The organism is Acidimicrobiia bacterium, assembly GCA_041393965.1.
GTDB lineage: Bacteria > Actinomycetota > Acidimicrobiia > Spongiisociales > UBA5794 > UBA5794.
The window spans coordinates 427,863-446,824 of sequence record JAWKJB010000003.1 but is presented as its reverse complement, the minus strand read 5'-3'; the positions used below and the strand labels follow the sequence as shown (position 1 = coordinate 446,824).

The 18,962-nt window shown below is 62.4% G+C and carries 17 protein-coding genes, 1 tRNA gene, 2 pseudogenes and 2 other annotated features; of the genes and pseudogenes, 7 read left to right on the top strand and 13 right to left on the bottom strand.

What is annotated here, in order from left to right; all coding sequences use genetic code 11:
• Positions 1-56 precede the first annotated feature (56 nt).
• The 4 genes from R2823_10870 to R2823_10855 all read right to left on the bottom strand — a co-directional run bounded on the left by R2823_10870 (position 57) and on the right by R2823_10855 (position 2,847).
• Positions 57-131, bottom strand: a tRNA-Ile gene (locus R2823_10870).
• A gap of 117 nt (positions 132-248) precedes the next feature.
• On the bottom strand, positions 249-1,472 hold the full coding sequence (locus R2823_10865; GenBank protein ID MEZ5176681.1) for a DUF1704 domain-containing protein: 1,224 nt from the start codon (positions 1,470-1,472) through the stop codon (positions 249-251).
• 218 nt (positions 1,473-1,690) lie between these two features.
• Positions 1,691-2,443, bottom strand: a complete 753-nt coding sequence (locus R2823_10860; protein MEZ5176680.1) for a GNAT family N-acetyltransferase — start codon at positions 2,441-2,443, stop codon at positions 1,691-1,693.
• Complete coding sequence (locus tag R2823_10855; protein ID MEZ5176679.1) at positions 2,440-2,847, bottom strand: thioesterase family protein; 408 nt, start codon at positions 2,845-2,847, stop codon at positions 2,440-2,442. Before R2823_10855 ends, R2823_10860 begins: the two co-directional genes overlap by 4 nt.
• A 154-nt stretch (positions 2,848-3,001) precedes the next feature.
• On the opposite strand from R2823_10855, the gene R2823_10850 reads away from it, so the two are divergent.
• Positions 3,002-5,506, top strand: coding sequence for a hypothetical protein (locus tag R2823_10850; protein ID MEZ5176678.1), 2,505 nt, complete (start codon positions 3,002-3,004; stop codon positions 5,504-5,506).
• Positions 5,507-5,527: 21 nt separating this feature from the next.
• Here the strand turns inward: R2823_10850 and R2823_10845 are convergent, their stop codons facing one another.
• The 3 genes and pseudogenes from R2823_10845 to R2823_10835 form a co-directional block, all read right to left on the bottom strand.
• Complete coding sequence (locus R2823_10845) at positions 5,528-5,980, bottom strand: tRNA (cytidine(34)-2'-O)-methyltransferase (GenBank protein MEZ5176677.1); 453 nt, start codon at positions 5,978-5,980, stop codon at positions 5,528-5,530.
• A 3-nt stretch (positions 5,981-5,983) separates the two neighbouring features.
• Complete coding sequence (locus R2823_10840) at positions 5,984-6,589, bottom strand: hypothetical protein (GenBank protein MEZ5176676.1); 606 nt, start codon at positions 6,587-6,589, stop codon at positions 5,984-5,986.
• A gap of 163 nt (positions 6,590-6,752) precedes the next feature.
• A pseudogene (locus R2823_10835) lies at positions 6,753-7,978 on the bottom strand (IS3 family transposase).
• Positions 7,563-7,676: a sequence feature (AL1L pseudoknot), on the bottom strand. It overlaps the preceding pseudogene by 114 nt.
• Here R2823_10835 and R2823_10830 point away from each other — a divergent pair.
• Entirely contained in the window at positions 7,865-8,569 is a 705-nt protein-coding gene (locus tag R2823_10830; protein ID MEZ5176675.1) for a replication-relaxation family protein, read from the top strand. The pseudogene R2823_10835 and the gene R2823_10830 overlap by 114 nt on opposite strands.
• A 160-nt stretch (positions 8,570-8,729) precedes the next feature.
• On the opposite strand, the gene R2823_10825 is transcribed toward R2823_10830, so the two are convergent.
• From R2823_10825 to R2823_10810, 4 genes are all read right to left on the bottom strand, one after another.
• The gene (locus R2823_10825) at positions 8,730-9,314 is read right to left on the bottom strand and encodes a hypothetical protein (protein ID MEZ5176674.1); all 585 of its coding nucleotides are present in this window, start codon (positions 9,312-9,314) and stop codon (positions 8,730-8,732) included.
• A 233-nt stretch (positions 9,315-9,547) separates the two neighbouring features.
• Positions 9,548-10,594 carry a hypothetical protein gene (locus tag R2823_10820; protein ID MEZ5176673.1) on the bottom strand — a complete coding sequence of 349 codons (1,047 nt, stop codon included), beginning with the start codon at positions 10,592-10,594 and terminating at the stop codon, positions 9,548-9,550.
• A 56-nt stretch (positions 10,595-10,650) separates the two neighbouring features.
• Complete coding sequence (locus R2823_10815) at positions 10,651-11,709, bottom strand: hypothetical protein (GenBank protein MEZ5176672.1); 1,059 nt, start codon at positions 11,707-11,709, stop codon at positions 10,651-10,653.
• Between the two features lie 375 nt (positions 11,710-12,084).
• Positions 12,085-12,708 (bottom strand): hypothetical protein, encoded by a 624-nt coding sequence (locus R2823_10810; GenBank protein ID MEZ5176671.1) that lies wholly within the window; start codon positions 12,706-12,708, stop codon positions 12,085-12,087.
• Positions 12,709-12,956: 248 nt separating this feature from the next.
• On the opposite strand from R2823_10810, the gene R2823_10805 reads away from it, so the two are divergent.
• The 3 genes from R2823_10805 to R2823_10795 all read left to right on the top strand — a co-directional run bounded on the left by R2823_10805 (position 12,957) and on the right by R2823_10795 (position 14,949).
• A complete protein-coding gene (locus R2823_10805; GenBank protein MEZ5176670.1) occupies positions 12,957-13,478 on the top strand; it encodes a hypothetical protein in 522 nt (173 codons plus the stop codon).
• A 37-nt stretch (positions 13,479-13,515) separates the two neighbouring features.
• On the top strand, positions 13,516-14,079 hold the full coding sequence (locus tag R2823_10800; GenBank protein ID MEZ5176669.1) for a sigma-70 family RNA polymerase sigma factor: 564 nt from the start codon (positions 13,516-13,518) through the stop codon (positions 14,077-14,079).
• A 111-nt stretch (positions 14,080-14,190) separates the two neighbouring features.
• Positions 14,191-14,949, top strand: a complete 759-nt coding sequence (locus tag R2823_10795; GenBank protein MEZ5176668.1) for a hypothetical protein — start codon at positions 14,191-14,193, stop codon at positions 14,947-14,949.
• A 270-nt stretch (positions 14,950-15,219) separates the two neighbouring features.
• Here R2823_10795 and R2823_10790 read toward each other — a convergent pair.
• A pseudogene (locus tag R2823_10790) lies at positions 15,220-16,446 on the bottom strand (IS3 family transposase).
• Positions 16,031-16,144 (bottom strand) — a sequence feature (AL1L pseudoknot). (Overlaps the previous pseudogene by 114 nt.)
• Positions 16,447-16,713: 267 nt before the next feature.
• Between R2823_10790 and R2823_10785 the strand changes: the two are divergent.
• Positions 16,714-17,838, top strand: coding sequence for an alcohol dehydrogenase catalytic domain-containing protein (locus tag R2823_10785; protein MEZ5176667.1), 1,125 nt, complete (start codon positions 16,714-16,716; stop codon positions 17,836-17,838).
• A 17-nt stretch (positions 17,839-17,855) separates the two neighbouring features.
• Here R2823_10785 and R2823_10780 read toward each other — a convergent pair whose 3' ends face one another.
• A complete protein-coding gene (locus R2823_10780) occupies positions 17,856-18,311 on the bottom strand; it encodes a pyridoxamine 5'-phosphate oxidase family protein (protein MEZ5176666.1) in 456 nt (151 codons plus the stop codon).
• Positions 18,312-18,384: 73 nt separating this feature from the next.
• Between R2823_10780 and R2823_10775 the strand changes: the two genes are divergently transcribed.
• On the top strand, positions 18,385-18,948 hold the full coding sequence (locus R2823_10775) for a UbiX family flavin prenyltransferase (GenBank protein MEZ5176665.1): 564 nt from the start codon (positions 18,385-18,387) through the stop codon (positions 18,946-18,948).
• The last annotated feature ends 14 nt before the right edge of the window (positions 18,949-18,962 follow it).

Below are 18,962 nucleotides of genomic sequence, written 5' to 3'. Positions count from 1 at the left end.
GAAGCTCTTGCGACAACCGTGCCCATCGGTGGGTCTCGAACACACGATCGCGCACGTGGGCCCGGTAGGACTTGAACCTACGACCAAGCGATTATGAGTCGCCTGCTCTGACCAAACTGAGCTACGGGCCCGTGCCAAGATTGTACGGTGACCGTCCTCAAGGTCGCTGCTTCGTGCACCGCTCACACCGTCCGGTTCGAAGCCCTTGGATGCGCCGAACGGACGGGCGGATGCGGTGCATCATGGTCTCATGCATACACACTCGATGACTGGGCCGAGTCAGGCTCGTCGAGATCGATGAATCGCCCGAGATCCACGAGGTCCATTTGGATCCGCCCCATGAACAGCGAGTAGGCGAGATTGGCGGCGAGCTGGCGCAGACCCTGCGCCCACGGCGGGATGTAGCGAGCCGGTGCGAGCACACCGTTCGTGAAGAACTCCTCAAGCTCGATTGTGTCACCGAGGGTGAGCCGACCTGCGAAGATCAGCGGAATTAACTCCTCCCGTCCGACCGCGATTGCCTTCCGCAGGAATGTCTGGACAAGGACGAGCCCCTCGAGATACGCACCATCCTTGGTGAACGCCACCGAGCCGCGCACGTCACCGCCGCGGAAGATCCGTTGCGCCGAGTGGTAACTCTCGGATTCGGTCTGCCCGGCGGCGAGGAAATGCTCGAAGACCTCGATGAAGTCCGCTCCCGAAAGGGCGAGGTGGACCGCCTGGGAACGGAGTGCGACGCGCCGTAGCCGTCCAATGTCGATCGCGAAGGTCACGAGTTCCGAGAAGACCGCAAGGCCCTCCTGGGTTCGCGTCGTGCGCGGGGACCCGAGACCGAGGGCACGGAGCGGCTGGCGTTTCCCATTGATCGATGTGAGGGTGTGCGTGAGTGCCTCGTGGTTCAGCAACTGGGCGAAATCAAGTTCGGAGAACATCGCCCCCTCGCGGAGCCTGACCCGTTTGCTCGCGGCGGCAGCCTTCGCAGACATACCGGACGACACCACGACCTCGACCGGGTCATCCGTGAAGAAGTCGTTGAGGGCGGCGCGGAGACGGGCAGCGAACGCCTCCGCGGTAATGGTCGTGTCTGCCTTTGCCACGACATCACCGGTCACAAGGTCCGATGTCACTGCCATGATCGAATCGGCTGCGTGGATGGCGGAAAGACCCTGCCGCTCGTAGACGATGTCGGGGCGGCCATACAGGGCGGCCGAATAGTCGGTGAACATCGGTGTCCCAATCGCTCCGAGCATCCGACCGACCGTCGCATAGCTCCACGCCGTCTTCCAGAGATGGTTTCCGATCGGATGTCCACGATCACACGACTCCATCAGGGTCTCGAGTTCACGGATCGGCCCGTCGTAGGCGACGGGTTCGAAAGCGACATCCGGAAGCACAGGCCGGCCCGATCGCCATGAGGTCAGGAAGCGCCGCTTCTGGCCTTCCGGCCATGCGAGATGCTTGAGTACCCGCATCGATCCGCCGACCCGCGCAATAGCCTCGTCGAGGGCGATGAAGGGCTCAAGCTCTGCTGCCATGGCGTCACATCGTTTCTTGTGTTGGGATGCGGCGAACACCGCGTCGGTTGATCACATTCTTGCCGCCTGCGGGGAATAGACATGCGAACAATTCTCTCCGGCCGACCCCTCGCGGAAGTCGTTGAAGGAGGTTCCCCGGCTTGAGGTCATCCCGCCTAGCAACCGTCGATCCGCCCATCGGAGCTATGCCCGAGCGGCTGGAGGTAGTGATACCGGTACGCCTCCGAGTATCCGAGCTCGTCGTACAGCGCCAGGGCAGGGGCATTGGTTCCACCGACCTGGAGACTGACGATCTCACAGGCACGCGTGCGAGCCCACGCGTGTGCGGTTGCCATCAGCGACCGGGCAATCCCTTGTCGTCGATGGGCCGGGGCGACCGCAACCGTGTACACCTCGGCGATGGGACCGCTCGAGGCCACGAGCGCGACCCCGACATCATGCACCAGCAACCCGGCGGCTCGGTCCTTGATGCGGCCGAGCAGTCTTCGCCATGCCTGCTTCGACGACTCGTGGCGGTTGTTCAGCGCGTTGATGTTGTCGAAGAAGGCTTCGTCATCGACACCGACAATCTCGACCGCCGGATCTCTTGCAGCAGCCTGGACCGGAGCGGCAAGTACGACGGTTTCGTCGAACGCCGCGTAACCCCACTCGATGTGGATCGCCGCTACCGCGGATGCTGCGAGCAGTGGCGTCACCCGCACGATGGGCTGCCCGCCACGAGCCGTCAGCCATGCCGTGATCTCCTCACGCGCCCCGGGGTCGGTGTCAGGTGCACCTACGCCTGTCGCGCAGTTGACTCGGCGGGTGAAGCCACCGTTTGCGTGCACGGTCCATCCCGCGATCGTGGCCGACTCGTCCGGTGTCCAGGTGTCGTACAGCGCGGCTTCGAGGTCCGAGACCGACTTCATGCAGGTTCGACGAGGAAACCGGTGAGCGCATCGACCATGTCGCCGGGCATTCGCATCGGGCGGCCCCGATCGTTGATGCACGCACCGTGCACAACCTGCGTCGCGAGGACCTCATCGCCGCGCACGATGCGCTGACCGAACCGGGTGCTTGCCTTGCGGATCTCCTCGACCCATGTTTCGACAACAAGGTCGTCACCTTCGACCCCCGACCCGAGGAACCGGGTCTCGATGCTTGACACCACGATGCGAACGCCTCGGTCGGCGAGACCGGTCAGCGTCCACCCGACGGCACGGAACAGGTCGATGCGGCCGACCTCGAAATACTGGATGTAGACCGAGTGGTTCAAATGGCGATACGGGTCGAGTTCGTAGAACCTCACCCGAATCGGTGTCGTGTGGACCATGCAGCCACGCTACACGAAGACGGAAGATCCCCGTTTGGCGGGCTCCCCACTCGTGATCGGTGACTAGTTACCTAGTGCATTGCGAGATGACTTCAAGCGTGTCTAGTCAGGGGTCGATGCAGATCGTGAAACCTCGAAGCGAAGGATCACGATCATGGCAACAACACCTCGACGCATCCCCCGGATGCTCATCGCTGCCGCACTGTTTTGCACCCTGTTCGTCCTGTCGACGGCGGCATCCCCTGCGATTGCCGCTCCGGTGGATTGCAGCCGCGGCACCAACCTGTCCTTTGAGGAACCGGTCATCAACATCAACTGGACGATCATCCCGATCCCGGGATGGGCTACGACGGATACGGGCATCGAGATCTGGCAATCGGGATTCCTCGGTGCCGTGTCACCCGACGGCGCCCAACACGCCGAGTTGCAAGGCAACAACAACGCCCCCGATTGGCAGGACATCCCGACCCTCGGCGGCGACCAGATCGAATGGAGCTTCGACCACCGGGGCCGCCAGAACGACGACCGGGTCATCGTCCGACTCGGCTCCACCGCCACGCAGACCGACGAGGGCGACTTCACGACCGGGACCGCAGGATGGGCCCGATACGGCGGCACCTACATCGTGCCGGACGGACAGACCACGACACGATTCGTACTCGACCCCGTCGATGTCGGCAGCATCGGTAACCTCGTCGACGATGTTGCCTTTGCCCTCACCTGCGGCATCTCCGTGGACTCCGACTACACGGGATCGACCGATACGGACTCCTCCGGCACCGTCACGGCCGGTGACCTGTTCCACTTCTCGTATCTCGTCACCAACACCGGGACCGCCACACTCACGGGAGTGGGGGTCGCCGAGACGCTCGGCGACCCGGTCACCTGTGATGCCACGACCCTGACCCCCGGTGCATCTTCACTGTGCGCCTCGTCACATGCCGTGACCCAGGGCGAGATCGACTCGGGTGTCGTCGAGAGCAACGCGATCGCCTCCGGAACCGACGCTGCCGGTGTCTCCGTCGACGACACCGATGTCACCCAGGTCCCTGTCGTGGCGGTTCCCGAGATCTCGCTCGTCAAGCAGGGAACGGTCGACGAGACGATCGTCGCACCATCGGACCGAACCGATGCTGGCGATGCGATCGACTACACCTTCGTCGTGACCAACGACGGGAATGTCACGGTGACCTCCGTTGCCGTCACCGATCCGCTGATCGCAACCGTCACTTGTCCCGGCACGCCCCTCGCCCCCGGTGACAGCCATACCTGCACCGGGACCTACCCATTGACACAGGACGACATCGACCGCGGGGATGTTCTCAACACGGCCACCGCATCGGCCAACCCGCCAGCCGGTGAGCCGGTCAGAGCAGACGATGGCACCACGGTCACACTCGACCAGATCACCACCCTCGACATCACCAAAGCAGCCCTGTCCTCCGACTATGACACGGTTGGGGACACGCTCGGCTACGGGATCGTGGTCGTCAACACCGGAAACACCACCCTCGTCGATGTGGCCGTCGCTGACCCCACCGCCGATGGTGGGGTCGTCGAGTGCAGCCCTGCCCAGCCAGCGGCCCTTCTCCCAGGGGCGTCACTGCCATGTACGGCGACGCACACGGTGACCCAGGCCGACCTCGACCACGGTTCGGTCACGAACACGGCCTCGGCGACGGCCGAAGGCAAGCTCAACGGGATCGAGGCATCCGACGAGTCCGACAGCATCGTCGTTCAAGGGATCCAACACGAAGCGATCTCACTCACGAAGACCGGCATGAGCATCCCGGTCGGTGACGGGACCTTCGACACGACCTACGAACTCACCGTTGCGAACTCCGGCAATGTGACGGTGCACGGCCTTCGGGTCACCGACGACCTCGAAGCCGTCTTCGGCTCCGGCCAGTTCACCGTCGATGGCGTGAACTCACCGACCTTGACCGTCAACCCGGACTACGACGGCGCCACCGACATCGACCTCCTCGACGGAACCAACAGCCTTGCGCCGGGAACGACGGCGAGCATTCATCTCGACATCACGGTGGATCCCGACGGTGCACCTCGTGCCTACACGAACCTTGCAACCGTGCTCGCTGCGGGCATCCAGGCACCCCTCGAGGCGACCGACACCACCGATGTCGCCTTCAATGTCGGGTTCAACCTCACGATCGACAAGTCGGCCGTTGCGTCGGTTGCCTCAGGCGACGATGTGAGCTGGACCTTGCTCATCGGCAACACCGGCCCGTCAGCGGTCCTGGGACCGGTCACCGTCACGGATGCGCTCGATGACCGGCTCAGCTTCGTCAGCGGCAGCGGTGAAGGCTGGTCGTGTGGACACACGCACGGCACCGTCACCTGCACGACCGCTGACCCATTGGCCGCGGGCGCTTCGAGTGTCATCACCATCGTGACGAAGGTCGATGCGTCGATCGGCGAATCGGTGCCGAACACGGCCTCGGTGGTATCGGCAGATGCTGCCAACGAGACCGATCCGTCTGACAATGTGGCCACGGCGAGCGTCACGGTTGATTCCCTGCCGATGACCGGCTTCGAGACCGCCGATGTCGCAGCGATCGCCATCGCGAGCATCCTGCTCGGCCTCGGCATGCTTGTTGCAACAAAGCCTCGACGGCGGCGCGGGTCCGCCGTCGATTGACGCTCCGACCAGTTCGCCTCGCTACCGGTACCCGTTCTGCCGCCAGGCCTCGTAGACACCGATCGCGGCGGCATTCGCGAGGTTGAGTGACCGCCCACCTTCGGCGATCGGGATGCGAACACGCTCCGAGACGGCGGGATGATCCAGGACCTCGGCGGGAAGGCCGTCTGACTCGCGCCCGAAGAGGAGCGCATCCCCTTGCCGGTACGACACATCGGCGTACAGCCTCGTCGCGTGCTGGGTGAAGGCGAACACGCGCCCGGGACCGGTCTCGAGGTATGCCTCGAAGGATGCATGCAGCGTCACGGACGCCGCCTCGCGGTAGTCGAGGCCGGCACGGCGCATCCGGGTGTCATCGAGTTCGAATCCGAGCGGCTCGATCAGGTGAAGGCGGCAATGTGTGTTGACGGTGAGCCGCATCAGGTTGCCCGTGTTCGGGGGTATCTCGGGCTGCCACAGCACAACATCGAACATGCGTCATCCCTCGCTGCGAAGTGCCTTCTCGTGCAGCAGCAGGAACGCGAGGGCTTGGTTCTTCGACTGGACCGACTTGACGACATCCCAGTTGTTTCTGAGCTGGTCGGTCATCCACCGGATGATGTGCCCGTGGCTGCACCAGGTGTATCTCGGGTGCGGGTCCATCGGCGCCTTCGAACCAAAGACCATGAGCCGCATCCGGATACCTGCCGGATGGATCGCTGTGCCGGTCCGAGCGATGTCCCCGACGAGGAGGTCCGCGAGCCCCGGTTCGACCTTCCCCACCCGCCCGATCGCAGCCCGGAGCACGAGCGGATCGCGAGCCGCTCGGTTGAGGTCTGCCGCCCCTTCCTTCACCTCCCCGATGATCACATCGATCATCCGGTCGGAAGGGTCGAGAACCGGATCGGGAGGCACCTCGATCCCACCGGCCGATCCGTCGACACTGATCGAACCCGCCCCGGGAAACCGCACGGCGAGGACATCCACATCGGTCAGCGTCCTCGGATGAGCGGTGTCCATCTGCTCGAGAACGGGATACTCGGTGACCGTGAAGAACCCGTTCATGTACAGGTAGGTTTGCACGAGGGCCACGGCGGTATCCATGATGGGGATCCTAAGCGCCGATCCAGCCCGCGGGCTCGCCATCAGCGTTCCGTGTCCCGCGGGTCAGGCGATTGTGCACTGCGGCTTGCCAACTGGCCGCGCAGTCGCCAACCTACTCAGTGAATCACACTGGGTTTGATGGAGACCGTTTTGTTTGGTTTCCTTACTTGCCAGTTGTGGCTAGTTCAGCGTAGCGGGCCTCCTCGTATTCGGCTGGTGGGATATCGCTGCAGTGGCTGTGGAGCCGCTCGGTGTTGTACCAGTGCACCCACCCCAAGGTGGCGAGTTCGACTTCCTCGACCGTTCTCCACGGTCCTTGGTCTGGTCCGTAGATCAACTCGGTCTTGTAGAGACCGTTCACTGTTTCGGCCAGGGCGTTATCGAACGAATCACCGACCGACCCGATCGAAGGCACCGCTCCGATCTCGGCAAGACGTTCACCGTATCGGACGCTCGTGAATTGAGATCCGGCATCGGAATGCGTAACGAGGCCTTCAAGGCGGGTGCCTCTTGACCAGCGTGCCATCTCGAGTGCGTCAAGGACCATCTGGGTGCGCATGTTGGAAGCAACCCTCCACCCAACGATCCGTCGGCTGAATGCGTCAACAATGAAACACACATATGCCACCCCCGACCAGGTCGACACAAAGGTGAGGTCTGTTACCCACAGACGGTTCGGACGAGCCGCGGTGAAGTCACGATCCACCAGGTCTTGGGGGCGTGTGGCTGACTCGTCGGGTCGTGTTGTACGAACCCGTCGATGCCGTGACACACCTTGGATTTCGAGCTGTTTCATCAGACGAGCCGTCTGGTCACGGCCATGTCATGGCCGGCACGCCGGGCTGCTTTCCACAGTTTGTGAGCCCCATACACCTTCCGGTTCGAGATCCACAATGCCAACAGGATCGGCATCATCACCGCATCCCGCAGCGCTCGCGGACAGGGGCCGCTTCTTGTTGTCGTAATACGTTGAGGGGGCCACCTCCAGCGTGGTGCAGATGGGCTCGACCCCGAACTCGTCACGATTCTCGTCGACGAACTTGACCATTATCTGTGTGGGCGGTCGAGCTCCGCCGCAAAGAAAGCCGAAGCCCGCTTCAAGATCTCGTTCGCACGGCGCAGCTCACGGTTCTCCTGCTCCAGCTTCTTCATCTTTGCCCGCTCAAAAGCTGTCATGCCCGGGGCATCCCCTGCTTCGATCTCAGCGTCAGCTACCCAACGACGCACAGACTCGGGGCCATACCCCAACTGGTCAGCAATCCGAACCACCGTGCCCTGGCTCGTCCCAAGCTCCTTACGGAGCTCGAAAACCAGCCGGACAGCCTGATCCTTCTCCTCTTTCGTATACCGACGAGTCGTCGGCCTTCCTGGTGTGATTTCCCTTGCCATGACTCTCATCTTTCCACACTCAAGAGCCTCCAAGAATCCCAGGGCGATTCAGTAGGTATCGCCCTCAACCGGTGGGCCCGCCACTACGGCGACGACATCAGCTGGGAACCCGAAGTCGCCCACCCCTACGGCAAAACCAACGCGGCGATCGCCGATGCTGTACTCACCTACACCCTCCACACCGCCACCGGCGACGTCGTGCCCTTGTGGCGATTCATCGAATACGACCGCGCAACCGAAGCTCCCAACATCCTCGTCGCCAAACTGCGCGCCTACGTCGAGGTCGCCGGCTACCGGCCACCCCCGCAGGAGGGCGAACTCCACCGGCCAGCCCTCGGCTGGCAACGCCACTACCCAACCTTCCCCCACGTCCTATTCGTGTTCGGCGACATGACCGAACAAGCAGCCACCAACCGGATCAACTACCTGATCGGCGAAGCATCCACAGACCCGTTCCTGTGCGAATACCCCAACGCCATCACCACCTGGGCCACCACCCTCCACCGCCTCCAAACCCGCGACCCCTTCCAAAACGACATCATCGTGCGGATCCCCCACGGCGAAACCCGCCCACTCCACACCCGACGGTGAGGCTACGCCGCAAGCACCGCGGCACGGGTTTGCTGCCTCCAGGGAAAGAACGTCGTCGATTCCGTCGAGCCCATCACCGCCATGTCCGAATACGTCGAGATCTGGCACAGCCGGCAAGGTCGCCGCTTGGCATTGCTGACACCCGTCGAGATTGAGCTCGTTACCAGGCCCTGCGCTTCTCGACGAACACCAGGATGGCTGCAACAGCGATCAGCACCGCGCCAATCGTTGCTATGGGTCCGGCCCACAGGGCGGCATTGGCGACCAGGCGGTCGGTGAACTGGACCGGATCTGTGGCCGGTTGACCGAAGCGGCGGGTCAGCTCCGTCTCCTCTCCGGTGGAGGTGATGGCGGCCAGGACGTGCGGACCACCTTCAGACTGATAGGTGATTTCATATCTGCTTGTGCCTAGGCGCTGGGTTGCGCATCGCTCCTCGTCGGCGGCGACCAAGCTGAAACGACCGCCGCTTGTCGCCAGTTCCTCCTCATCGGCTGGAACACCCCAGACTGCGGTTGCTTTGGCGACTGTACCGGGCGCCCAAACCGCCAGCCCTGGACGGTCGGCGAAGGCGTCGTGACGCGTCACTCCGATGATGCTTTCACTTGCCAGCAGGGCGTCGAACTTCATCGGGCCCGACTGGCAGCCCTGAGTCGGCCCTTCACTGACGGCGATAACGGCGACGAGCGACATCGCGAAACCCGCCAGCAACACGCTGCCCGCAACGTATGCCATCGCTTTGGTCATCGGTGCGCCTCCTCGTGGCCTGTGCTCATGCCGATCCGACGCTGATCTGAGCATGCTTGGTTCCCATGCCGATCCGCTGCTCGCGATCATTGGCCGCAGCGGTCAGCGTCCGAATCGCCGGATCGGGTGCGGCTTGTACCGATACACCCGATCCGACTCCGCTAGCAGGGCGTGTTCCGCATCAGCTCCCGGTCAGCGCTGAGCAGACGGTTACCGTGTCATCGAATGGGCTCCTATGGTCCCGGGACGCCCGGGGTTACGGGACCACCGAGTCCAGGCCAGTCGGGATCTTCGATGTCGAGATCTGCCAGCGGGATGGTCTCGACGAGGTCAGCGGTGCCTGGTTCTCCCTTGCTCAGCTGCGCCGTGTCCACCTCAATACGCATGGCGATCTCCTCTGTGTCCGCCAGAGAAGCGGGGACATTGACCGTGCCTAGAAGCTCTATGGGCTCAAGGAGATTGGCGTTGGAATCCAACAGCCAGACTTCCAGCACACCGGTGTCGTCCAGGTACGCATCAACTGCGTACCCGATCGTGACGGCATCAGAGTCCGGGACAAAGCAGTCGTTCCAACCTGCCTCGACATACGTGCAGATGGTGTAGTCGGGTCCCAGTGCGGCATTGAGAGTCACATGAACCACGGCGAACTGAAGGGACTCAAGCAACTTCTCCGGCGCCGTCTCCGGGTTGAGGATCACAACGTCATCCGGTGGCTCCACTGGGAGCTGCCCTCTCAACGCAATCACAAGGTCATCGCCGGTCTTCCCTGGTATGGCGTTCATCCTGGCGTCGAACTCCTCGCCTAGCGCTTGCACTAGTGGCTTGTAGAGGATGTCGTGCTGGCAGCGGCCGGGGAAGAACGCCTTGCCATCTGGGGTATACGTGAGGACATACAGCACCATATTGTCGAAGGCCAGCATCTCGGGATCGCCCATCGCGAACCAGACCTGACCCCCGCTCGCCAATGCCCACTCGATCCCAGGCCAGTAGGATCCATGGATCGACACTTCTTCCTCGGTCGTCGAGTCAACGCCCTGTACTAGTACGGTGGCTGGGAGGGTGCGGTCCGGATCGTCGCTGTGTCGAACAACCCTGTCGACCTTCATCCACCCGATCGCCTCTTCCAGGTACTCGGCAGCAGGAGCGATTGCGTCCAGTGGTTCCGGACACACCGAGAAGGTCGCCGCGAGTTCCCCAATGGTGGCATCTGCAGGAAGTAGAGCGGACCCGCTGCCTGCGTCGGGGGGTCCCTCGCCACAGCTTGCGGATATCAAGGCCATGCATATTGCCGCAATCGCTACTCCACGTCTTCCTCTTCGTAGGCTTAGTCGCGTGATCATGTGCCACCCCCTCGTGCGTTGTCGATGCGAATTGAACCGCTACCACCGCCACTCGGGGTGGCTTTGCCGTAGATACGAATCTGAAGCTGCAACCCGTCTGTGTTCGTCGGGTTTACGTAGCTGCTGGTTACGTCGCTCCAGGTGGTGGTGACCGACTTGACACTCGACTTGGCGAGCTCCACATAGCCGCCAATGCTCCAACTGTTTGGGTTCTGCAGGCCATCGGGGTATGAACAGCCGTTGTCCCCCGATTCGGTCATGTTGCGTCGGAAGATCTTTGACTGCGCGAGTGTCGAGTAGGACGAGATTGGCTCACGTACGTAGGCTCTCGAGCGGTAACTCTCGTTGTCATCTCCGGTCCACAGACGAATCGTCTGGTAGATGTAGGAGCTGGCGTACGACGAGCCGCTCGCAAAGAAGGCTACGTTCTTGGGTCCGCTGACGCCTCCCGTAGTCACTACCGACCACGTGCCGTTGACCTTGCCCCAGTAGGTCGTGTTCCGCTCGAATCCCATGTTCGCGTGCAGTTGCCTGCCGCTAGCACCGTTGTGTAGCCAGTTCTCGTAGGCAGCGGAGTCCTGATCCAGGCTGTTAGTGGTGCGGAAGGTAGTCCAGCTGATGCATGTCGACATCGTTGGCGGATTGTCACTATTCATCGAGTCTTCATCGCCGCCGTGCTCGGCGCCGGCGAGGTGGAACATTTCGTGCCGCCCTACCTTGTAGTAGAACTTGCTTGACGAGTAGTTGGAGTTGACCCAAAAGGAAGCACCGCCTGAGCACTCCGACGAACCGTAGCTGCTGGCTGGCTCGTCCCGGATCTGGACATCGATGCCGCCGTCCTCAGTCACGGTCACCAGCGTTGATCCGTCGTAGCTTTTCTCGTCGTTCAGGGTGTTGATCGCGGCCCTGACCCAAGTGCGACGATCCACCCCACCCGCCGTCCATAGCGAGTTGGTCTGGAATTCCCAGTGCAGGGTGCGATCATTGCAGTTGTTGGTCTCTTGCGGGTAGGCGTTGGCCGGTTCCGCAGTCACAGTCGCCAACGCGACTGCCACGAGCGCTAGTGCTACGCCGATAACCCAGGTGTGGCGGACAGCAGGACCCGAGCAAACATTAGCTCCCAACATGCGGCCTCCTTCCCCACGTCCACGTTTGCGATGCCTCCACGCGAATCCCCTCCCTTGACTACGAGAGCGGCGGATCGCACGGCTTGCGAAGGTGAGGCAGCAGTTGCTACCCGCAGGACTGCCATGTCCTCTCCGTGCTTCCGATCACTCGGTCCTGTTCGATACGGCCGCCTCCATTGACCTTGTGTCAGTTACCGCTCCAACGTTGCGCGATTTCTCGCGAAGCCGTCCCAGAACCTGGTGTGGGCATCATGCCTAAACGCGCGTCGCCATCGCCTTGGCAGGGACGTCGGTTGATTGCGTTCACGGGGGCATGGCTGCGAGGCCCCATCTTGTGGCGAGGGCGGCGGCGTGGGCGCGGTTGTCGGCCCCGATGGTGTTGAGTAGGGCGCTGGTGATTCTGCGGAGGTGTCGGTGGGAGCATCCAATCTCTGCGGCGGCCGCTGTTGGTGTTGCTCCCTGGGCGATGAGGCTGAGCAGGCGTGTGTCTCTTTCGGTGAGATTGAGCGATGCCGGGGGTTCCTCAAGTCGGCGGAGGATGGCCCTGGCGGTTGGACCCGGTAGCACGGCAAGTCCTCTTAGTGAGACGGCCAGGGCGTGTTTGAGGGTGTCGGATGGAGTGTCGGCTCGGATGATGCTGTTTGCACCGGCGCCGAGGTACTGCCTGAAGGTCGCTGTGTCTGCGATCTGATCGCACACACCGACGATGATGGCATGGGGTGCTGAAGCGCGTGCGGCTCGGATGTTAGGGGGGGTGCGCTGCGGGATGGCCACGAGAAGCTGGCTCGCAGGGTGCCCGGTGAGCCACTGAAAGGGGTCCTGGGGGATTTCGGTGCCATATCCCATATCGTCGAGTAGCAGCATGATGGCGCGACGGATCATGCCACGCGTCTTGTGGTCGATCCCGACGACCCGCTGATCGTCCACTGCAGTGTCCGCCCTTTCGTTCTGTTGCTCCACGGTGCTGTTTGTGCCGGATTGTGGTCGCGCGTTGCGGCACAGCGGAAGGGGCAGAGAAACGCGTGCAACGCTTGGCCGGTTTCGGACACATACATGTCTGAAGTGGGACTTGAGTCCCGAGATGCCGATGTGTCAGGAGAAGTCTCGTGGTGTGGAGTGGTTTCGTGGCCCGACGAGTGAATTGGGTTCGGGGTGTGGTGGCGTTGGCAGTTTGTGTGGTGACGGCGTTGGTGGTGGTCGCTCCGGTCGGTGCAACAGAGGCAGATACGACCGGAGCGAGCGTCGACGCTCTGTTTGAAGGTGAGCTCCTCGATCTCGGTGTGGATTGGGGGGAGGCCACAGCCTGTCTGATCTGGGACGACGTTAACGTGGCGGAGTGTTTCCGTACCGAAGCTGAGATGGACGAACGGATCGCGGAGCTCGAAAAGGAGCTTGATCTGGGTGAAGGGTCGGCGAGAGCGTCGCAGTGCTCGGGGGACGTGCGTTTGTACGACGGCGTGGTGTACACAGGGAGTGTGCTAAACCTTCGCAATCGTCTCGCATGGATCAACCTCAGTGCCTACGGCTTCTCGAACCGGACCTCTTCGTTCAAGATCGGGCCTTGCTCGTCGGTCTTCGCTGACTACAACAACGGATACGGGTCTTTGTATCCCACTTCGGGGACGCAAGCTTGGGACGTGGCTCCGGTCATGGCTACAGGGTGGAGCAACCGCGTCTCTTCTATCTACATCGGGTGACCGGACTCGTGGAGCCAGCCTCGTTGGGCGCCTGCTTGTGAGCAGCGGTCGCCGACCAATTGGTGACGACGAAGCTGTCGAGCGGTTCGAGGAGCTCTACCGGACGCACTATCGGAAGATTGTTGCCTACGCGAGGCGCCGTACCCACTCGATCGAGGACGCCGACGACGTAGCGGCCACTACGTTCTCGGTCGCCTGGCGCCGGCTTGAAGATCTGGTTGGTGCCGACGAGCCTTTGGCATGGCTCTATGGAGTCGCGTATCGGACCGTTCTGAGCCACCGCCGAGGCGTGGCAAGGGCGGCACAATTGGTCGAGAGGGCAGCCTCGCAGCATTCCGGGATGGTGGAGTCGGTCGAGTCGTCGATCGTGACGCGGGATCAGCTGGAACGGGCGGCCGCCGCTGTGGACACACTGTCCAGATCCGACCAGGAGATCCTCCGGCTTGTTGGTTGGGAGGAATGCTCGCACGCTGAGATTGCTCAGATCCTCGACATCTCCCGGGTACTTGTTCGAACCAGGCTGTTGCGGGCGCGCCGACGCCTGCAGACTGCCTATGCCAGAAGCCTCAGGGATACCCTCGACGAGGGTGGTGGCTCATGACTAGTTACCCGGCGCGTCAGTCAATGACTAGGCGTTCATTGCAACGCCGGCCAGAAATGCCGCACATACCTATCAGTTGCGGTCGTCGAGAGGGCTGTTTGGAGGTGTGGCGTGCGCAAACGTGACGATGCGTTCGAGGCGTTCCGCGCCAGCAATCCCGTCGACGAATCAACCGTGCCCGCTCCCGATTCACCCCAAGCACGAGCTCTGTTCGATGAGATCACGGCGACACCACGCACCCAGGAGGTTGCACTGGCACGATTTCCGCGACGGAGACTGGTCGTTGCCATTGCCGTGGCGCTGCTCGCCTTGGCCTCGATCGCTGCCGCTTGGCTCATCCTACGCGATGTGACAGATCCGATAGCGGTCGTCTGCTACCAAGCCCCCAGCCTCGATAGCGACGCCGCCGACGCCACGACCGAGGGGACCCTCGGTGTCGAGTTGTGCGAACCCGCCTGGAAGTCCGGGAGACTCGTCAACGAAGACATCGTACCGTCCGGGGAAGTACCGCCCCTTGTTGGATGTGTCACGGACCAGGGCAACCTCGCTGTATTCCCCAGCGACAGCCAGGCACTCTGTACGCAGCTTGGACTCGCCGAACCGAACCCGGAGTCGGTGCCCGACAGCGATGTTCTGAGAGAACTCCAGAACGAACTGGTGCAACACTTCGACCAACAGGTATGCCAACCAATCGAGGACGCAAGCCAGGACGTGCGCCGGATTCTCGACACCCACGGGTTCGAAGACTGGCAAATCCAGGTGGCACCCGGCGGAGCGGGGCGACCCTGCGCAAGCCTCGCGTTCGACGTCGCCAACGAAACAGTACACCTTGTCCCGATCCCCGATCTGAGCTCAGGAGCCCGTCCCTGACAGGAATACCGCCGAGTTCGCCCAGGTGATGCTGCAAGCTAGGTGAGCGACAGCTGACGGGTTACGCCAACCACGGGCTTGATCCCGCCGGGACGGTATCTCAGATCCTCGATCCTGCACCGGACCGAATCGGAACCCCTCGCCCGAGTCCCCCAACATTCCCGCAACGGTTCGCAGAAAACTGGCACAAGCTCTATGAAGGGATTCGCGCAGGCTATCGGCTGGAGTGAATCACACTGGGTTTGATGGAGACCGTTTTGTTTGGTTTCCTTACTTGCCAGTTGTGGCTAGTTCAGCGTAGCGGGCCTCCTCGTATTCGGCTGGTGGGATATCGCTGCAGTGGCTGTGGAGCCGCTCGGTGTTGTACCAGTGCACCCACCCCAAGGTGGCGAGTTCGACTTCCTCGACCGTTCTCCACGGTCCTTGGTCTGGTCCGTAGATCAACTCGGTCTTGTAGAGACCGTTCACTGTTTCGGCCAGGGCGTTATCGAACGAATCACCGACCGACCCGATCGAAGGCACCGCTCCGATCTCGGCAAGACGTTCACCGTATCGGACGCTCGTGAATTGAGATCCGGCATCGGAATGCGTAACGAGGCCTTCAAGGCGGGTGCCTCTTGACCAGCGTGCCATCTCGAGTGCGTCGAGGACCATCTGGGTGCGCATGTTGGAAGCAACCCTCCACCCAACGATCCGTCGGCTGAATGCGTCAACAATGAAACACACATATGCCACCCCCGACCAGGTCGACACAAAGGTGAGGTCTGTTACCCACAGACGGTTCGGACGAGCCGCGGTGAAGTCACGATCCACCAGGTCTTGGGGGCGTGTGGCTGACTCGTCGGGTCGTGTTGTACGAACCCGTCGATGCCGTGACACACCTTGGATTTCGAGCTGTTTCATCAGACGAGCCGTCTGGTCACGGCCAATGTCATGGCCGGCACGCCGGGCTGCTTTCCACAGTTTGTGAGCCCCATACACCTTCCGGTTCGAGATCCACAATGCCAACAGGATCGGCATCATCACCGCATCCCGCAGCGCTCGCGGACAGGGGCCGCTTCTTGTTGTCGTAATACGTTGACGGGGCCACCTCCAGCGTGGTGCAGATGGGCTCGACCCCGAACTCGTCACGATTCTCGTCGACGAACTTGACCATTATCTGTGTGGGCGGTCGAGCTCCGCCGCAAAGAAAGCCGAAGCCCGCTTCAAGATCTCGTTCGCACGGCGCAGCTCACGGTTCTCCTGCTCCAGCTTCTTCATCTTTGCCCGCTCAAAAGCAGACATGCCCGGGGCATCCCCTGCTTCGATCTCAGCGTCAGCTACCCAACGACGCACAGACTAGGGGCCATACCCCAACTGGTCAGCGACGCGAACCACCGTGCCCTGGCTCGTCCCAAGCTCCTTACGGAGCTCGAAAACCAGCCGGACAGCCTGATCCTTCTCCTCTTTCGTATACCGACGAGTCGTCGGCCTTCCTGGTGTGATTTCCCTTGACATGACTCTCATCTTTCCACACTCAAGAGCCTCCAAGAATCCCAGGGCGATTCACTGCGCCACACCACCACCACCTCGAAAGGAACCAAACCGTTCGGTCCAACACAGAGGATTGTGAGTCATCATGATGGGGATGGTTCGATGGGGAGTTGGTTCCTCCACATCGAACAGTAAATCCCAGGGACGAAGTCGTCAATGGTTCACTGCGGGCATTCTCACCGTGCCAGACTGGAAAGCCATGGAGTGGTTCGGCAACGATGAGCACGACCGATGACAGTGTTTCGCGGCGCCGTCCTGCGTGAGCGCGGACGGTCTCGACCGTACGGGATATCCCGACCACTCGAGGTCGTGGAGCTCGAACTCCCCGATCCCGGACCTGATGAGCTGCTGGTCAAGGTCGAGGCGGCGAGTCTGTGCCGATCCGATCTGTCGGTCGTGACCGGTGCCCGCGTCTGGCCACTCCCGATGGTTGTCGGACATGAGGCTGCGGGCCGCATTGAAGCCGTCGGATCCGGTGTTGCACGATTCGAGCCGGGCGACAAGGTCGTGTTGATCTATCTCCCCCAATGCGGTACCTGTGCCGCTTGCCGGGCGGGAAAGGCATGGTTGTGTGATGTCGGCATGGCAGCGAACCGCAAAGGGGAGTTGCTCACCGGAGGGACCCGACTCGTCCACGATGGAGAGCACCTTTTCCATCACATGGGTGTGGCGGCCTTCGCCGAGTACACGATCGTCGCCGAAGCATCCGCGGTGAAGGTGCCGCCGGGCCTTCCGGCAAAGGAACTGTGCGTCTTCGGCTGCGCCGTGCTGTGTGGCGCGGGAACAGCGCTCAACACTGCGGGCATCGCGTCCGGTGAGACGGTCGCCGTTGTGGGCCTCGGAGCGGTCGGCCTGTCGGCGATCCTCGGTGCGAGGGCGGCGGGTGCTGGACGGATCATCGCCATCGACCGACTCGAAGCGAAGTTGCCGCTGGCACGATCGGTTGGTGCGACGGACACACTGATCGCAGACGGCGATGCTACCGACCGCGTAGCGCAATGGACCGACGGGGGCGTCGATCATGCCATCGAAGCCTCCGGCACCGTTGACGGATTCACGACCTGCGTCGGTCTCGTCCGGCGAGGAGGTACCGTCACGACGCTTGGTCTGCCGGGGCCGGAGTCGTTCCACGAGCTTGCACTTGCATCGCTTGTCGCCGGTGGCATCACCATCCGAGGCAGCTATCTCGGATCGTGCATCGCGGCTCGCGATGTGCCGAGGTTCATCTCCCTGTACGAAGCTGGCGAACTGCCGACACACAACCTGGTTTCGCACCACATCGGGCTCGACGACATCAACGAGGCCCTCGACCGCCTCGCCGATGGAACGGCTCTTCGCCAGGTCATCGAGTTCTGACGAGCGTCACCCGTCGATCACGAGACCGGGATCTCGTCTCGATTCCCGAACCCGACTGAGTTGTCGACGAAGAAACACCGGCTCGCAACGAGCTCGTACCAGGTGACGCGTTCAAGGGCGTTGCGGATCGGCTCGGGTGCTCGGTCCGGCCGGATCATCGGGAACTTCGCCTCGTACCGTGCGAGGGCTTCACGCTGCCGAGAACCCGACAGCACCGTGACCGTACCTTCGAGTTGGACGCCTCGGATATCCGACCATCCCGCATAGTCCTCGTGGACCGCAGCGGCACACGACGGGTCCACGGCGAGGTCCGAGGCATGCCGGCTGCGCGGCGAGGACAGGAAAGTGAGCGTGAACCCGTGATTGACATAGAAGACGGCAGCTGCCCAAGGACCTCCCGGCCCATGCGTGGAGAGCGTCGCAACACGGTGATCCGAGAGGTAGTCGAGCACCTCGTCGCGACGGCTTTGCATTCGACAACCCCTTTCGCTCACGAGTAGGTTTCCCGTCAGCGTACTTCCGACATCTCGAAGGTGGGAGTCAGCCATGGATCGTCTTGTCGTTGGGATCGCCGGAGCGAGCGGCGCCGTATACGGCGTGCGGATGCTCGAGGTCCTTTCGGGATTGCCCGACATCGAAACCCATCTCGTGATGAGTGGTGGCGCACGCAAGACCATCGAGTTGGAGACGGACTTCGACCCTGACGAGGTCGCGGCCCTTGCCGATCATGTCCACGACCTGCGGGATGTCGCAGCACCGATCTCATCGGGATCGTTCCGAACGAGAGGCATGGTCGTCGCACCGTGCTCCATGAAGACCCTCTCGGGCATCGCGAACTCCTACAGCGACAACCTGCTCCTGCGTGCTGCCGATGTGACGCTCAAGGAGCGGCGACGGCTGGTGCTGCTCCCCCGTGAGACGCCGCTCCACCTCGGCCATGCGAAGCTCCTCGTGAGGGCCATCGAGATCGGTGCCGTCGTCATGCCGCCCGTACCGGCGCTCTACCACCGACCCGAATCGGTCGCACAGATCATCGATCACACGGTCAGCCGCGTCCTCGACCTCTTCGGCATCGACAACGATCTCGTTCGCCGTTGGGGCGGCGGCTGAGGAGCCCGGACCGA

Excerpts from the sequence above, each read along its gene's own strand:
- R2823_10865 (MEZ5176681.1), bottom strand. The coding sequence starts at position 1,472 with ATGCGGGTACTCAAGCATCTCGCATGGCCGGAAGGCCAGAAGCGGCGC.
- R2823_10860 (MEZ5176680.1), bottom strand. The coding sequence starts at position 2,443 with ATGAAGTCGGTCTCGGACCTCGAAGCCGCGCTGTACGACACCTGGACA.
- R2823_10855 (MEZ5176679.1), bottom strand. The coding sequence starts at position 2,847 with ATGGTCCACACGACACCGATTCGGGTGAGGTTCTACGAACTCGACCCG.
- R2823_10850 (MEZ5176678.1), top strand. The coding sequence starts at position 3,002 with ATGGCAACAACACCTCGACGCATCCCCCGGATGCTCATCGCTGCCGCA.
- R2823_10845 (MEZ5176677.1), bottom strand. The coding sequence starts at position 5,980 with ATGTTCGATGTTGTGCTGTGGCAGCCCGAGATACCCCCGAACACGGGC.
- R2823_10840 (MEZ5176676.1), bottom strand. The coding sequence starts at position 6,589 with ATGGATACCGCCGTGGCCCTCGTGCAAACCTACCTGTACATGAACGGG.
- R2823_10825 (MEZ5176674.1), bottom strand. The coding sequence starts at position 9,314 with ATGACCAAAGCGATGGCATACGTTGCGGGCAGCGTGTTGCTGGCGGGT.
- R2823_10820 (MEZ5176673.1), bottom strand. The coding sequence starts at position 10,594 with ATGGCCTTGATATCCGCAAGCTGTGGCGAGGGACCCCCCGACGCAGGC.
- R2823_10785 (MEZ5176667.1), top strand. The coding sequence starts at position 16,714 with ATGACAGTGTTTCGCGGCGCCGTCCTGCGTGAGCGCGGACGGTCTCGA.
- R2823_10780 (MEZ5176666.1), bottom strand. The coding sequence starts at position 18,311 with ATGCAAAGCCGTCGCGACGAGGTGCTCGACTACCTCTCGGATCACCGT.
- R2823_10775 (MEZ5176665.1), top strand. The coding sequence starts at position 18,385 with ATGGATCGTCTTGTCGTTGGGATCGCCGGAGCGAGCGGCGCCGTATAC.